The following is a 13,583-nucleotide window of genomic DNA, read 5'->3' as shown; positions in this document are numbered from 1 at the left end:
ACTGAAACGAAAATCGAGAAAGAAGGACACCGATCATGCATCAGATAACACCTAAAAAACTGACGCTGGCCATTGCCGTCTGCGGCCTGGCCGCGTTCACCGTTTTGGGCGCACAGGCTGCTGAAGCGAAGTCCAAGAATCAGGCTGAAGTGACCAACGCCTCCGATTCGAACAACAAAGCGCGCGGCCACGATCACGACGGACCCGGCAAGGGTCACCCGGACCACAAGGGCAAAGGCCATGGGCACAACCATGGAGGCAGTGATCACGACGATGACGGCGACAATAAAGGCAAGGGAAAAGATAAAGATCGTGGTCATGATCACGACGGACCCGGCAAGGGTCACCCGGACCATAAGGGCAAAGGCCATGGGCACAACCATGGTAGCAATGATGACGACGACAGCGCTGGCAGCGGCGATGATGTCGCTGTTGTAGACGGCAATTGCGCCATTTACCGCGCAGGACAGCATATCGTAGTGGGCAGTGTCTGTGTGACGCTGGACGGCGACAACCTGCTGGTAGACTACATTCTGGAAGATGGCTGGGAACTGTCCGAGCCGCACCTGTGGGTTGGAACATCCCTGGATGATGCGCCCACCACCAGAAAAGGCAGCCCAAGCCCGGGGCAATTTCCCTATACGGCGAGTGTGATGGGCGTTGGTACCCACACGTTCACGATTCCCGCCAGCGATCTGGGCATTGATCCGGAAAGCTATTGCGCCGACCCCTCCGCACTGCTGGTTGCAGCTCATGGTGTCGTCTCTAAATCCGGACAGACCGAATCAGCCTGGGCAGGTGAAACCCGCTTCACAGAGAAAGGCAGCTGGGCGACCTACTTCGGTGTCAACGCCGAATGCGCGAACGACGATGATGACGATGATGATGACGATGACAACGGCAGCGGGCTGCCCGAAAACTGCGGTATTACCGATACGCGCAGCGTCGGTCTGCCTCTGGTCTTCAATGGCTCAGGGCAGTCATTTGTTCTGACTGACTCACTTGATGTAGGTGCAGCTTACGGCAATGGCACGATTTCGTCAGCCGGTGTCGGCGCCTTCGGCATGATCCTGTCGCCAGTTACTGGTTTCGACATCCGCCGCGTTGATTTGTATGTGGGCGCCCAGGGCTCTTACACAGTTGATCAACCGATAACTTACAGCATTGATACAACCGCACCCTTCAGCGGAGGGCTGTTCTGGACTGGCGACGTTAACACGGTCATCATTCCATCGATTGCTGTGTCGGGGGCCAGCGATGTTGCCGCCTTCGTGACCATCTGCGCGGAGGGTGCAGGTGAACAGGAATAATCCAGTTTAAGTCACTGGCAAACAAAAAGCCGCCACGGGTCAAGCCCCTGGCGGCTTTTTTATTACTGTGACAAGTTTATTGCTGTGACAGCAAGCCCTGTGGCGTTACCTGACGCGATACAATACCTGCACATCACCATCAGTAATCTGATGCATTTCATCGGGCGTCTCGAATTCGATTGCACTGACAACCTGCTGCCCCATGGCATTCAGGCGGATATGATTATCATCGACCCATTCATAGGGAAAGCTGATACCAAAATCGCGCACGGTGACCTCGCTGACACTGTATTCCAGCGTCACCGCCTGCCCTTCAAACTCCGCCGTCCAGGTGCCCTGAATCAGAACCTGCTTGGAAGGCTGCTGAGAGGCACAGGCCGCCAGCAACAAACACACGGATGAGGTTAACAACAGGCGTCCCGGCGCGATCATGCAATACTCCTGATTAAATACTGACGCCGCTGTCCAGCGTCATTTATACGGTTGGGTTGGATTCAGAGCTGTAATAGACTACGCGACAATCCCTGTTTCGCCAACTTACTGTCTGGAATTGTCATGACCGACCTGAAGCCCGGTACTTACCGCCACTACAAAGGACCATTATACGATGTGATCGGCGTAGCCCGTCACAGCGAAACCGAGGAAGCGCTGGTGGTGTACCGGCCACAGTATGGCGAACGCGGCCTGTGGGTCAGGCCGCTGACCATGTTTACTGAAACCGTCAGTATTGATGGAAAGCATGTGCCCAGGTTTGCGTATTGCGAAGAGCAGTCCTGAGCTACTGCCAGGACAGCATCAACCAGCCTGACGCTGCTCCAGCTTGGCTGCCAGCTTTTCCTGTCGTCGTCGCCTGATGACGGCTGACATAGGTTCACCAATGTGATGCTCACCCCGCTCCCGGGCCAGCTGCATCTGGCGCTCGCGCTCGGCATAGCGACGCAGCTGTTCCTGGCTGTGCCTGTCGTAGCAATGCGGGCAGCTGATGCCCGGACGGAAATGCTCCGAGGCTTTTTCCTCATCCGTGATAGGCATGCGGCAAGCATGACACTGATCGTAAGAGCCGCGCTCCAGCTGATGGTTAACCGTCACCCGGTTATCAAACACGAAACACTCACCCTGCCACAGTGACTGCTCCTGCGGCACTTCCTCCAGATATTTGAGGATGCCACCTTCCAGGTGGTAGACCTCTTCAAAACCCTGTTGTTTGAGGAATGCAGTCGACTTCTCACAGCGAATGCCGCCGGTGCAGAACATCGCCACTTTTTTGTGTTTCTGCGGATTGAGATTCTGCTTCACATAGCGCGGGAATTCGCGGAAGGCGTCGGTTTCCGGGTTGATCGCCCCTTTGAAGGTGCCAATCTGGTACTCGTAGTCATTACGCGTGTCGATTACGGTCACATCCGGGTCGGATATCAGGGCGTTCCAGTCCGACGGTTTCACGTAGGTGCCGACAATATGGCAGGGATCGATATCTTCCACGCCCATGGTCACGATCTCATTCTTGAGTTTGACCTTGGTGCGGTAGAAAGGATTGTCTTCCGTGTAAGATTCTTTGACTTCCAGTGCGGCCAGACGATCGTCATCGCGCAGCCAGGCCAGCACGGCGTCGATGCCCTCGCGCGAACCTGCGATGGTGCCGTTAATGCCTTCACGCGCCAGCAGCAAGGTGCCTTTGACCTGGTTATCCAGCATCACGCGATGCAGTGGTGCGCGTAAATCTGTGAAATCTTCCAATCGTGCAAAGCGGTACATGGCCGCCACTACTACCGAGCCTGTCATTCCTGCCAATCTCCTGTCTGCCCTCCGGAACGTAAATCCGGTGCTTAACGAAAAACGGGGCGCATTCTATACCATATCGAGCTCGTGCTCATTGATTATTCGCAAGAATTCCTCACCGTACTTGCTCAACTTGCCCTGCCCGACACCATTAACCGCCAGCAGTTGCTGCGCATTGAGGGGCCGCAACTGCACCATGTCCAGCAAGGTTTTATCGTGAAAGATCACGTAGGGCGGCACATCATGTTCGTCCGCCAACTGCTTGCGGCACTGACGCAATGCCTCCCATAGACGCCTGTCCTCAGGCAGCAGCACCTCGCCGCGGTCGCCGGATCGACGCCGTCCGCCTGCCACGTCGCTGATATCCTCACGCAGACGCAGGCGTTCATCACCGCGCAGCACTGGGCGCGCCTTCTCTGTCAGATACAGGCCACCAAAGCTGGTGTGATCCACGCCCAGATAACCGCGCGCCACAAGCTGCCTGAATACTGACTGCCAGTGCGCTTTATCAAGCTCGCGACCAATGCCGAAGGTCGTCACACGATGGTGTCCATTGCTCAGCACTCGCTCGCTTTCAACCCCGCTCAGCACCTCAATCAGATACGCTACGCCAAAGCGCTGCCCGGTCCGGTAGACGCATGACAGTGCCTTTTGCGACGCCTCGGTGCCATCCCATGTCGGGGGCGGATTCAGACAGGTGTCGCAATTGCCGCACTGCTCCGGTGCCTGCTCGCCAAAATACTGCCGCAGCGCCTGCCGGCGACAGCTTGTGATCTCGCACAGTCCAAGCATGGCATCCAGCCGGATCCGTTCCAGACGCTTGAATTGCTCATTCCCCTGCGATCCATCCATCATCTGCCGCAGCTTGATCACATCCTGCAGACCATAGACCATCCAGGCCGTGGCTGGTTCCCCATCCCGACCAGCGCGACCGGTCTCCTGATAGTAGGACTCGACGCTGCGCGGGAGATCCAGGTGCACTATAAATCGAACATCGGGCTTGTCTATGCCCATGCCAAAGGCGATGGTTGCCACCACAATCACACCATCTTCCCGCAGGAAGCGCTGCTGATTGCGCAATCGCTCTTCAGCGCTGAGACCGGCGTGATATGGCAGCGCATCAAAACCCTGCTGCTGCAGCCATGCAGCGGTCTCCTCGGTCTTGCGCCGTGACAGACAGTAGATGATGCCGGCATCGCCGCTGTGCTCTCGGCGCAGGAAATCGATCAACTGCTGGCGCGGATTGCGTTTCTGGGTGATGCGATACTGAATATTGGGTCGATCAAAACCCGACACAAAATGCCGGGCATCTTCCAGCGCCAGCCTTTCAATAATCTCCTGTCTCGTTGCAGTATCAGCCGTTGCTGTCAGAGCCACCCGGGGTATCAATGGGAAGCGCTGCTGCAGTACCGACAATGTCAGGTAGTCTGAACGAAAATCATGTCCCCACTGTGACACGCAGTGCGCCTCATCAATGGCAAACAGGGCAATCTCCAGTGAGTCCAGCAGATCGAGAGTGGATGGCTGGCTAAGCCGCTCCGGCGCCAGGTACAGCAGGTCAAGCTGACCCGCACGCAATGCCCGCATGGTCTCACCGTATTGTTCCGGGCTTAATGAGGAGTTGATGAAACCAGCGCGCACACCCAGTTCGCGCAGGGCATCTACTTGATCCTGCATCAGGGCAATGAGCGGGGATATGACGATGCCAACGCCCGGCCGGACGATGGAGGGAACCTGGTAACAGAGTGATTTGCCACCACCGGTGGGCATCAAGACCAATGCGCTGTGACCAGCGACAAGCGTATCAACAATTTCAGCCTGGGCACCACGGAACTGTTCGTAGCCGAATATTTCCCGCAGTACGGCCAATGCCCTGGACGACTCGCTCATGCGATCAGCGTCCGGCCTGGAGTCGCTCCCGGTAGGCAGGCAGACGTTCTTTTAGCTTGGCGGTGTTCGCGGGCCCGATGCGTATCAGCTGCTTGTCGACCGGGTCCATATCTTCAATCCTGGTATCGGCATACAGGAACATCACAGAAGGCTTGATCAACTGGAAGGGCCCTTCCGGCAGCTGGACCTCCATAACCTGATCGATAGCACGCACCAGAACTGCATCAAAATCTTCCTGAAAGCCGATTTCGGCGTAGGCTTCCTGGAACAGTGGTTTGAATGCACGATAAATCGACATGGCTGCCTGCGGCTCGATACTCACCAGCGTGTCGATGAGCGTATCAAAGCGTCTGTGCGTGGCGGGGTCCATTTCAAACAGATTCTCGTCTACTTCTGTGGCCACAAAATCAGACGGAATGTCGCGCAGTGGGTAGTCCAGCTGGGGCAACTCACCGGTTGAGGCATTGTGGACAAACACGACGAATTTACGGATTACATCATCAGGTGCCATCAATCGCATCAGACTGGCACCCAGCTCAATTTCAGCCAGCCGGGCAAACAGCTCGGCGTCACTGGCGTTAAGAGATGGCAGGGGCTCAGCGTCTGGCAGATCGGCTTCCGGCTCCGCAGGCGTAATCTCCACCGGATCAACCTCGACCAGGGCCTCGGCGGGCTCAGTTTCGGTGATGGTAGGCGCCGGATCGGGCGTGGTTGTCACGGGCCGCGGAATGGGCGTATCCAGTTCCGTCGTGCGGGTCTCCGACGGCGGCTCAAAGGTCATCGCCAGATAGATCAGGAATACGACGCCGATCAGCGACAGTGCAGCAAAGATAGCTAATGTTTTATGTGCCATAGTGACAACTATTCTGGCACAACGCTAATGACAGGGGCAAGACAACGATTGCGGACATCACTACTTTGCCCGCAATCGTCAGATTGAGACCACAAACTGGCAATGAGCCAGCACAGGCTCGGGACCTCATCAGCGCGATGCCGTTGCTGTCCGTCGCTGAAAACCCAGATCTGCCATATTATCTGCCAGATCCTGGCCGGCTGTATTGGGGTTGGTCTGTTTGTCTATTTTCACTACCACGCCGTTCACGTCAATGTAGTAGGTCCAGCGATTGGCAAATCCCCGTTCACTGAGCACACCGTAGTCAGCCGTCATGGTTTTCTGCGGGTCGGCCAGAACCGGAAAATCGAGGCCATATTCGGTGGCGAATTCGGTATTTTTCTCAGCAGTGTCGACGCTGGCCATGAAGTACGCGACATCAAAGCTTTTGATTTCGTCGCTGCTGTCGCGGATTGCCTTGCACTGAATCGTGCAGCCGCCAGTAAAGGCAGCCGGGAAGAATGCCAGCACTACCGGCTGCTTGCCTACAAACTGCGACAGGCTGTAGGTATTGCCGTCAGAAGCCTGCAGCGTGAAATCCGGAGCTTTGTCTCCAACCTCCAGTGCCTGTGCGAATGGCAGCGCCAGCGCAGCCAGCAAACCGATGGCCACTCCGGCGAACCGGCGGGTTAATGCTGTAGATGTATTTTTCATGCCAAAACTCCTGTTGTTAGTGTTGTTTTGCGATCAGACCTGCTTCGGCTACCAGGACCTGAAAGCGGCGCGACTGGCTTCACGTTGCAACTCTGAAACCACCTGGTCAATCTGAGCGAGACGATTGTTGACCTCATCGCTACGCTGGCTGACAAAATCTGGATGCGTCACCATGAACTGCTCCATCTCCCGCCGGGTTGTCAGCAGATTGGCGCGCGTGCGCTCCAGTTCGTGGCGACGCTGATTGGCAGCTGAATTGTAGAAATCCGGATTGCTGACTCGCTGCTGCCAGCACACGCGCTGCGCACCGCCATTGCCATCCGAGACCATACGGCAGACGGTCTGCATTACATAACGAGGTTCGGACGGAAAAATGTCCCTCATGCCCTGGTAGGCGACATGGCGTGCAATCTCGATATCAGTCTGCAGCATGGTGTCCAGCAGCTCCCAGTGCAGCGCGGGGTCTGACTGCTCACTGGCGGTGGCAAGTGCCTGCTCGTGTGCAAGATTCAGATCATGCAATTGCCGGATCTGAAAATCATTTCCCGGCCGGCTCAAAAGATTGTGGCGTGAGGCCTGCAGGTGCCATTCGCTGCGGGCAAGCAGCGCATCGATGTATTCTGGTGACTGAGGGTCCTGCTGATGGGTTGCCAGGGAGAAGCGCAGGTGTTCGTAGTCGTCCACCTTTTCCCAGTCCTGAAGGCCGCTGTGAGCCGCTATCAGCCCATCCAGCACAGCCAGCTGCTGCGCGCTGTACAGACCATCCGTGACGCGGGCCAGCTGCAACGCCCGCGCGTATACATCGGCAGCTTCCTGGTGGCGATCCAGCCTGAGCAATGCAGAACCCAGATCCCGTTGAACCTCCAGCAGGGCCGGGTCATATAACCCCAGTGAGTTGGTCAGATTGTCCAGCTGCGCCATCAGCCCGGCAGCGTCACGCTCCCACTGCAGCCGCTCAGGATCTACCTCTGGTGTCGCTTCGGCCTCAAAAACGTCCATACTTCCTGCAGATCCTGGCTCAGAATCGCCGGACTGGCTTTGCGCAATGGCCGGAAGTGTCTGCAAGACCAGAAAAGATACAAGCAATACCGCCAACGCGCGGCCGACGCTGGCCGCGAGAGGTGTCGCTCTGCTGACTGAAAGCAGACGGTGCTGGCTGGAAATGGCCTGAATCATGGTGTGTCGCAGCAACCTCACAAGAATGTGCCTGGGTCTGGTAGATGACCGCAGTGCCAACAGGCTTCGTTCACCGGCCTTCAGTATACGCCAGCGCGCACGGATTGGCAGTTGTCTTTGATTTATCCCATAATCGGCGTCTGAAGTTGACTACCGAACTGACGTAACAACATTGGGGGAACATAAATGAGCAATGATTACCTGTCGTTTTATATCAACGGCGAGTGGGTTAAACCGGAAGGTCGCGACACTGTTGGTGTCATAAATCCGGCAACAGAACAGGTGTTTTCCCGCGTGTCGCTGGGGACAGCGGCCGATGTTGATACGGCTGCAAAGGCAGCGCGTGACGCCTTCCCGGCCTGGTCCCAGACTAGCGTGGAAGAGCGGCTGGCCATCCTCGACAAGATCCTGGCGGGCATCAAGGCACGCTCCGAGGACCTGGCCCAGGCCATCTCGCAGGAAATGGGTGCGCCGATCAGCTTTGCGCGCAGTGCGCAGGTTGGCACCGGCCTCGGCCATTTTGCGACCGCCCGCCAGATTCTGGCCAACTACGAATTCGAAGAAGCTCGCGGCAAGACCCAGATCATCAAGGAACCCATCGGCGTATGCGGCATGATCACGCCCTGGAACTGGCCGCTGAACCAGCTGACCTGTAAAGTCGCGCCGGCACTGGCAACGGGCTGCACCATGGTGCTCAAACCCAGTGAAGTGGCTCCCATCAGCGCAATGATACTGGCGGAAATCATTCACGACGCTGGCGTGCCGGCAGGTGTATTCAATCTGGTGAATGGCGATGGCCCTGGCGTTGGCGCTGCCATCTCCTCGCACCCGGAAGTGGATATGGTCTCGTTCACCGGCTCCACGCGCGCCGGACGTGAAGTTGCCAAAGCAGCGGCCGACACCATCAAACGCGTGTGCCAGGAACTGGGTGGCAAGTCTGCCAACATCATTCTGGACTCGGCCGATTTTGCGGCGGCTGTTAAAGGCGGCATCATGGGCTGTTTTGGCAATTGTGGTCAGTCCTGCAATGCCCCAACCCGTATGCTGGTACCACAGTCAAAAATGGCTGAAGCCATCGAGATTGCCAAAGTGGTCGCTGCCAAAGCAGTGCCTGGTAACCCGGCCGATGAAGCAACACGACTGGGCCCAGTGGTCAGCCAGGTTCAGTACGACAAAATCCAGTCCCTGATCCAGGCCGGTATCGACGAGGGCGCCACGCTGGTTGCTGGCGGTACTGGCAAACCCGAAGGCCTGGAAACCGGCTACTTTGTTAAACCTACCGTGTTCGCCAATGTCACCAATGACATGACCATCGCTCGCGAGGAAATTTTTGGACCGGTGCTGTCGATTATCGGTTACAAGGATGACGAGGATGCCGTTCGCATCGCCAACGATACAGTATATGGCCTGTCCGGCTATGTATCCGGGGAGCCGGAGCACGCCCGCGCGATCGCGCGTCGCATGCGAACCGGCATGGTGCACATGAATGGCGCCGGCCCGGACTTTGCCGCGCCGTTTGGTGGTTACAAGCAATCAGGCAATGGTCGCGAATGGGGCGAAGAAGGTTTCCATGACTATCTTGAGATCAAGGCCGTGATGGGCTACAACGCATGAGCCTTGATATCGGCAAGCAGGCCATAGACCTGGGAATAATCACCCGGAATGCGGATGCCATGCTGGCGTTTTATCAGGATGTACTTGGTTTGCAACTGGAGGGTGTCATTCCGATGCCTTCCGGGGGCACCATGAATAGACTGAAGGTCGGCAACAGTGTGCTGAAGATTGTTCAACTGGACAAGGCACCACCACACGACGCAGCGCCGGGCGGCATTCCGGCAGCAACCGGCATGCGTTACTTTACGATTTACGTGAAGAATCTGGCGGACAGCGTGGCACACTGCGAAAAGGCGGGATTCAAGATTCCGGTGCCACCAAAAGTCATCCGTCCGGGTGTGACCATTGCCATGGTCGCCGACCCGGACGGTAACTGGGTAGAGCTTTTGGAGAGCGCTTAGTGCGCGTGATCTCCGTCATGGACGTGACCGTGGGCGATTTCTTCTTCGCTCGCGTCACGAACACTGACTACTTCCACATCAAAGTGCAGCGTTTTGCCAGCCATCGGGTGGTTGCCGTCTACAGTGACTTCGTCACCGTTCACTTCGGTTACCACGATGTGCTGCTGTCCCTGCGGACCCTGAGCCGTAAAGCCCATGCCAGGCTCAATGTTATCGACGCCCTTAAACATTTCGCGCGGCAGCGTCTGCACCAGCTCCGGATTGCTCTCGCCATAAGCCTCAGCCGGCTCTATGGTTGCTTTGAAAGTGGCGCCTTCGGCCTTGCCTTCCAGCTGCTTTTCCAGCCCCGGAATCAGGTTGTTGGCTCCATGCAGGTAAACCAGCGGGCCGCGACCCTCTGAGGTATCCATAACTTCACCAGCGTCATTGGTCAGTGTGTAGTTGATACCTACGACTGCATTTTTGCCTATCATTAAACTCATTGTGATCATTTCCTGTATTTTCTAAAAATCCGCGATACCCTAACATTTATGGGCGTCGATGTCTTGTCAGTCCCCTGAGCGCTTGTATTGCTCGGCAAATCTGTCCTGCAGTTTGCGCATGCCGCCCAGCCAGCGATCATAGTCGCCGCTCTTGCGTTGCATGTAGGTCAACACCTGCGGATGGGGCAGGCAGAGGAAGCGCTCTTCGGCCAGCGTTTCGATGACGGTCTGCGCCAGAGCCTCCGGCTCCAGCATGCCATCGACACCAGCCACACCACCACCGCGGGTATTGGCTGTCATCTGCGTGCGAACAGCCTGCGGACAGAGGACAGAGACCTTGATGCCTCTATTGCCATAGGTGATCGACAGCCATTCAGCGAACCCTATGGCTGCGTGCTTGGTTACCGCATAGGGTGCAGAGCCGATCTGACTCAGTAAACCTGCAGCCGAAGCCGTGTTGAGCAGATAACCTTCGCCGCGCTCCAGCATCGCTGGCAGAACCGCGCGGGACGCGTAGATGTGCGCCATGACATTGATGTCCCAGATCCGCTGCCAGTTTTCATTGCTGACTTCCTCACCACCAATGGTGAAAATTCCGGCATTGGAGCAAAACAGGTCAATGTCACCAAAAGCCTTTCTGCTTTCTTCTACCAGACGCTGCACATCCGCCTCTTTGCTGACGTCTGTGACAATACCCAGGGTGCGCGTGCGTCCGCTAATCGCGGCAACCACCTCGTCGATGCCTGCCTGATTGATATCAGCCACTACTACGGCCGATGCGCCTTCCTCAGCGAAACGCTCGCATAATGCGCGCCCGATACCACTGGCACCACCCGTTACCACTACCACCTTGTCTTTGATCTGCACGTATTTTCCCCCAGTTTCAGTCAATCGTCCGTATCACAGGCTGCACGCCTGAACTGCTTATGTTGTTCTGCCGGTCAAGATAACACCACCTCTGCATGACAATTGCAAAAAATACCTTATACAGAACAACCGAACGATACCACCAGTCAACGCAGGCGATAACGTGGCAGGCGCTATTTGTGTTATGTTAATGGCGATTTTTTCGGCGATCTCCACTCTGAATGCCTATAAGAAGTGCTGCCCATAGCAGGTAAAGCACCGATGCCGCTGTCAATTGGGCACAGGTACCCAAAAAAAAGGGCATAAATACCCAGAGGGCACAGGTACCCAAAAGGGCATAGAGTCAAGCGCCGAGGAACAAGCATGTATCAAGGGGAGTTATTATGAGTACAGCTAATCGAAAATTTCAGAAGACGTTGCTTGCAGCCGCCTGCGCCGCTGCTTCAGCCGCTGTCATACCGTCAGCTTTTGCGCAGAGCGGCACGCCAGCGATTGAGGAAATTCAGGTGATTTCCACTTCACGCCGCCCGGAAAGCCTCTCGGACGTGAACGCATCCATTGCGGTGCTCAGTGAGGAAGAGCTCAGGCTAATTTCCCACACGCATATTCAGGAAGCGGCCAACCGCCTGCCCGGGGTTAACATCAACCGCAATAACGGCCAGGAAAGCCTGACTGCGATCCGCTCGCCCGTGCTGAGCGGTGGTGGCGCATGTGGCGCCTTCCTGCTGGCGGAACAGGGTATCCCGCTGCGCGCAGCAGGCTTTTGTAATGTAAACGAGCTGTTCGACTCCCACTCTGAAAACGCAGAACGCATTGAGGTCATCCGCGGGCCGGGCACTGCATTCTACGGATCCAACGCTGTGCACGGTATGATCAACGTGGTACTGCCACGCGCCGGTACTGGCAATGACCTGACTGTGGAATATGGCCCACGTGGCACCTTGCGCGGCAATGCCCGCATCGGTTTTGGCGAAGATGGCGGCGTGCGCCAGACAGTATTGCTTAACGGCATCAGCGAGGAAGGATTCCGACCAGAGAGCGGTTACGACCAGCAAAAGGGGTCATGGCTGTATGAAACCACGTTGGACAACGGCATGACGCTGGACGGTGGCATCACTCTCACCAACCTGAATCAGGAAACCGCAGGCTACGTCGTGGGCGCCGAAGCGTATAAAGATGACGATCTGCGCCGCACCAACCCAAACCCCGAGGCCTATCGCAACAATCGCAGCATGCGCGCCTGGACGCGCATCAGCTATGAGCTGGATGGCGACTGGGATGTCGTGCTGACACCGTATTACCGCGATGCCGATCTGGACTTCATCCAGCACTTCCTGCCCGGCACACCAACCGAAACCAATCAGCACAGCAGCGTCGGCATGCAGTTCGCCAGCTACAAACAGATTGATGAACAGCGCCAACTGGCTGCCGGTGTAGACGTCGAATTTACCAGCGGCTCGCTGGTGCAGCGTCAGGATCAGCCAACTCAGGGTTCTGCGTTTCTGCAGGCGACGATCCCTCAGGGACGTCACTACGACTATGACGTAGACGCTACGCAAATGGCACCGTTCGTTCAATATCAGCAGTACTGGGACAGTGGTTTTGACGTAACCCTCGGTCTGCGCTTCGAACGCATCGGTTACGACTACACCAACAACATGATTTCTGGTCGCACCCGTGAAGATGGTACGCCCTGTGGCTTCGGCGGATGTCGCTACAACCGCCCATCTGACAGACAGGATACTTTTGGCAACTGGGCGCCAAAATTTGCGCTGCGCTATGCACTGAATGATTCGCATGATGTGCAGTTCCGCGTTACACGCGGTTATCGCGCGCCGCAGGCCACTGAGCTGTATCGCCTGCAGAATGATCAGAACGTGGCTGACCTGGACGCGGTGAAAATAGACAGCGTGGAGCTCGGCTTTGAAGGCTCTGTGGATCGACTGCAGTACGAAGCCGTTGCCTACTACATGGACAAGGACAACGAGATTATCACCGACAGCAATCGTATCAACCTGAACAACATGCATACCCGTCATCGCGGTATTGAACTGTCAGGCGCATACGAGATCAGTGACGCCTGGCGCCTCAGCGCGGCATACAACCACGCACGTCATACCTACGAGAATGACGAGATATCCAATGGTGTCAACCTGAACGGCAAGGATGTCGCTACAGCACCACGCAACTTTGGCAGTGTACAGCTGCAGTGGCGCCCCAGCACCAGCCTGATGACAGAGCTGCAGTGGGTAGCACAGGGCGAGTACTACACAAGCCCCGACAACCTGAACAGCTACGAAGGCCACGACGTACTGAATCTGCGCACGCGCTGGGATGCCACTGAGGATCTGACATTGTCAGTCAATATCCTCAACCTGACAGATCGCAAGTATGCAGAACGGGCTGACTGGTCATCTTTCGGCGGAGACCGCTACTTCCCCGGCGAACCGCTGCGCGCCTTTGTTGCCCTTAACTGGCGTTTCAATTAATCCTGGCTCTTTAATTGAAGAGTGAGGGCTGA

Annotated in this window: 13 protein-coding genes; 5 read left to right on the top strand and 8 right to left on the bottom strand. The window is 56.5% G+C overall.

Going from position 1 to position 13,583, the window contains the following annotated elements; all coding sequences use genetic code 11:
• Positions 1 to 35: 35 nt before the first annotated feature.
• A complete protein-coding gene (locus LVD14_RS05600; protein WP_237133050.1) occupies positions 36 to 1,310 on the top strand; it encodes a hypothetical protein in 1,275 nt (424 codons plus the stop codon).
• Positions 1,311 to 1,415: 105 nt separating this feature from the next.
• On the opposite strand, the gene LVD14_RS05595 is transcribed toward LVD14_RS05600, so the two are convergent.
• Complete coding sequence (locus tag LVD14_RS05595) at positions 1,416 to 1,742, bottom strand: hypothetical protein (RefSeq protein WP_237133049.1); 327 nt, start codon at positions 1,740 to 1,742, stop codon at positions 1,416 to 1,418.
• A gap of 123 nt (positions 1,743 to 1,865) precedes the next feature.
• On the opposite strand from LVD14_RS05595, the gene LVD14_RS05590 reads away from it, so the two are divergent.
• On the top strand, positions 1,866 to 2,087 hold the full coding sequence (locus tag LVD14_RS05590) for a DUF1653 domain-containing protein (protein ID WP_237133048.1): 222 nt from the start codon (positions 1,866 to 1,868) through the stop codon (positions 2,085 to 2,087).
• Positions 2,088 to 2,105: 18 nt separating this feature from the next.
• Here LVD14_RS05590 and LVD14_RS05585 read toward each other — a convergent pair whose 3' ends face one another.
• From LVD14_RS05585 to LVD14_RS05565, 5 genes are all read right to left on the bottom strand, one after another.
• Entirely contained in the window at positions 2,106 to 3,089 is a 984-nt protein-coding gene (locus LVD14_RS05585; protein WP_237133047.1) for a rhodanese-related sulfurtransferase, read from the bottom strand.
• Between the two features lie 66 nt (positions 3,090 to 3,155).
• Positions 3,156 to 4,976, bottom strand: coding sequence for a DNA helicase RecQ (gene recQ / locus LVD14_RS05580; protein ID WP_237133046.1), 1,821 nt, complete (start codon positions 4,974 to 4,976; stop codon positions 3,156 to 3,158).
• 4 nt (positions 4,977 to 4,980) lie between these two features.
• The gene (locus tag LVD14_RS05575) at positions 4,981 to 5,829 is read right to left on the bottom strand and encodes a DUF3014 domain-containing protein (protein ID WP_237133045.1); all 849 of its coding nucleotides are present in this window, start codon (positions 5,827 to 5,829) and stop codon (positions 4,981 to 4,983) included.
• Between the two features lie 129 nt (positions 5,830 to 5,958).
• Positions 5,959 to 6,522 carry a peroxiredoxin gene (locus tag LVD14_RS05570; RefSeq protein ID WP_237133044.1) on the bottom strand — a complete coding sequence of 188 codons (564 nt, stop codon included), beginning with the start codon at positions 6,520 to 6,522 and terminating at the stop codon, positions 5,959 to 5,961.
• A 48-nt stretch (positions 6,523 to 6,570) separates the two neighbouring features.
• Positions 6,571 to 7,719: a hypothetical protein gene (locus LVD14_RS05565; protein WP_237133043.1), complete on the bottom strand. Its 1,149-nt coding sequence runs from the start codon at positions 7,717 to 7,719 to the stop codon at positions 6,571 to 6,573.
• Between the two features lie 165 nt (positions 7,720 to 7,884).
• On the opposite strand from LVD14_RS05565, the gene LVD14_RS05560 reads away from it, so the two are divergent.
• Positions 7,885 to 9,312, top strand: a complete 1,428-nt coding sequence (locus tag LVD14_RS05560) for an aldehyde dehydrogenase family protein (protein WP_237133042.1) — start codon at positions 7,885 to 7,887, stop codon at positions 9,310 to 9,312.
• Positions 9,309 to 9,713 carry a VOC family protein gene (locus tag LVD14_RS05555; protein ID WP_237133041.1) on the top strand — a complete coding sequence of 135 codons (405 nt, stop codon included), beginning with the start codon at positions 9,309 to 9,311 and terminating at the stop codon, positions 9,711 to 9,713. Before LVD14_RS05560 ends, LVD14_RS05555 begins: the two co-directional genes overlap by 4 nt.
• Here LVD14_RS05555 and LVD14_RS05550 read toward each other — a convergent pair.
• Together LVD14_RS05550 and LVD14_RS05545 are read right to left on the bottom strand one after the other, a co-directional pair.
• A complete protein-coding gene (locus tag LVD14_RS05550; RefSeq protein ID WP_237133040.1) occupies positions 9,710 to 10,195 on the bottom strand; it encodes a peptidylprolyl isomerase in 486 nt (161 codons plus the stop codon). The genes LVD14_RS05555 and LVD14_RS05550 overlap by 4 nt on opposite strands.
• 66 nt (positions 10,196 to 10,261) lie before the next feature.
• Positions 10,262 to 11,062, bottom strand: a complete 801-nt coding sequence (locus LVD14_RS05545; RefSeq protein WP_237133039.1) for an SDR family oxidoreductase — start codon at positions 11,060 to 11,062, stop codon at positions 10,262 to 10,264.
• Between the two features lie 383 nt (positions 11,063 to 11,445).
• Here LVD14_RS05545 and LVD14_RS05540 point away from each other — a divergent pair, with 383 nt between their 5' ends.
• Positions 11,446 to 13,551 carry a TonB-dependent receptor gene (locus LVD14_RS05540; RefSeq protein WP_237133038.1) on the top strand — a complete coding sequence of 702 codons (2,106 nt, stop codon included), beginning with the start codon at positions 11,446 to 11,448 and terminating at the stop codon, positions 13,549 to 13,551.
• The last annotated feature ends 32 nt before the right edge of the window (positions 13,552 to 13,583 follow it).

The sequence above is a fragment of the Pseudohongiella sp. O18 genome, assembly GCF_021729085.1.
Taxonomy (GTDB): domain Bacteria; phylum Pseudomonadota; class Gammaproteobacteria; order Pseudomonadales; family Pseudohongiellaceae; genus Pseudohongiella.
The sequence above is the reverse complement of the archived record's forward strand: the minus strand, read 5'-3'. Positions and strand labels throughout refer to the sequence as shown.

Excerpts from the sequence above, each read along its gene's own strand:
- LVD14_RS05570 (WP_237133044.1), bottom strand. The coding sequence starts at position 6,522 with ATGAAAAATACATCTACAGCATTAACCCGCCGGTTCGCCGGAGTGGCC.
- LVD14_RS05575 (WP_237133045.1), bottom strand. The coding sequence starts at position 5,829 with ATGGCACATAAAACATTAGCTATCTTTGCTGCACTGTCGCTGATCGGC.
- recQ (WP_237133046.1), bottom strand. The coding sequence starts at position 4,976 with ATGAGCGAGTCGTCCAGGGCATTGGCCGTACTGCGGGAAATATTCGGC.
- LVD14_RS05590 (WP_237133048.1), top strand. The coding sequence starts at position 1,866 with ATGACCGACCTGAAGCCCGGTACTTACCGCCACTACAAAGGACCATTA.
- LVD14_RS05600 (WP_237133050.1), top strand. The coding sequence starts at position 36 with ATGCATCAGATAACACCTAAAAAACTGACGCTGGCCATTGCCGTCTGC.
- LVD14_RS05555 (WP_237133041.1), top strand. The coding sequence starts at position 9,309 with ATGAGCCTTGATATCGGCAAGCAGGCCATAGACCTGGGAATAATCACC.
- LVD14_RS05560 (WP_237133042.1), top strand. The coding sequence starts at position 7,885 with ATGAGCAATGATTACCTGTCGTTTTATATCAACGGCGAGTGGGTTAAA.
- LVD14_RS05540 (WP_237133038.1), top strand. The coding sequence starts at position 11,446 with ATGAGTACAGCTAATCGAAAATTTCAGAAGACGTTGCTTGCAGCCGCC.
- LVD14_RS05595 (WP_237133049.1), bottom strand. The coding sequence starts at position 1,742 with ATGATCGCGCCGGGACGCCTGTTGTTAACCTCATCCGTGTGTTTGTTG.
- LVD14_RS05585 (WP_237133047.1), bottom strand. The coding sequence starts at position 3,089 with ATGACAGGCTCGGTAGTAGTGGCGGCCATGTACCGCTTTGCACGATTG.
- LVD14_RS05550 (WP_237133040.1), bottom strand. The coding sequence starts at position 10,195 with ATGAGTTTAATGATAGGCAAAAATGCAGTCGTAGGTATCAACTACACA.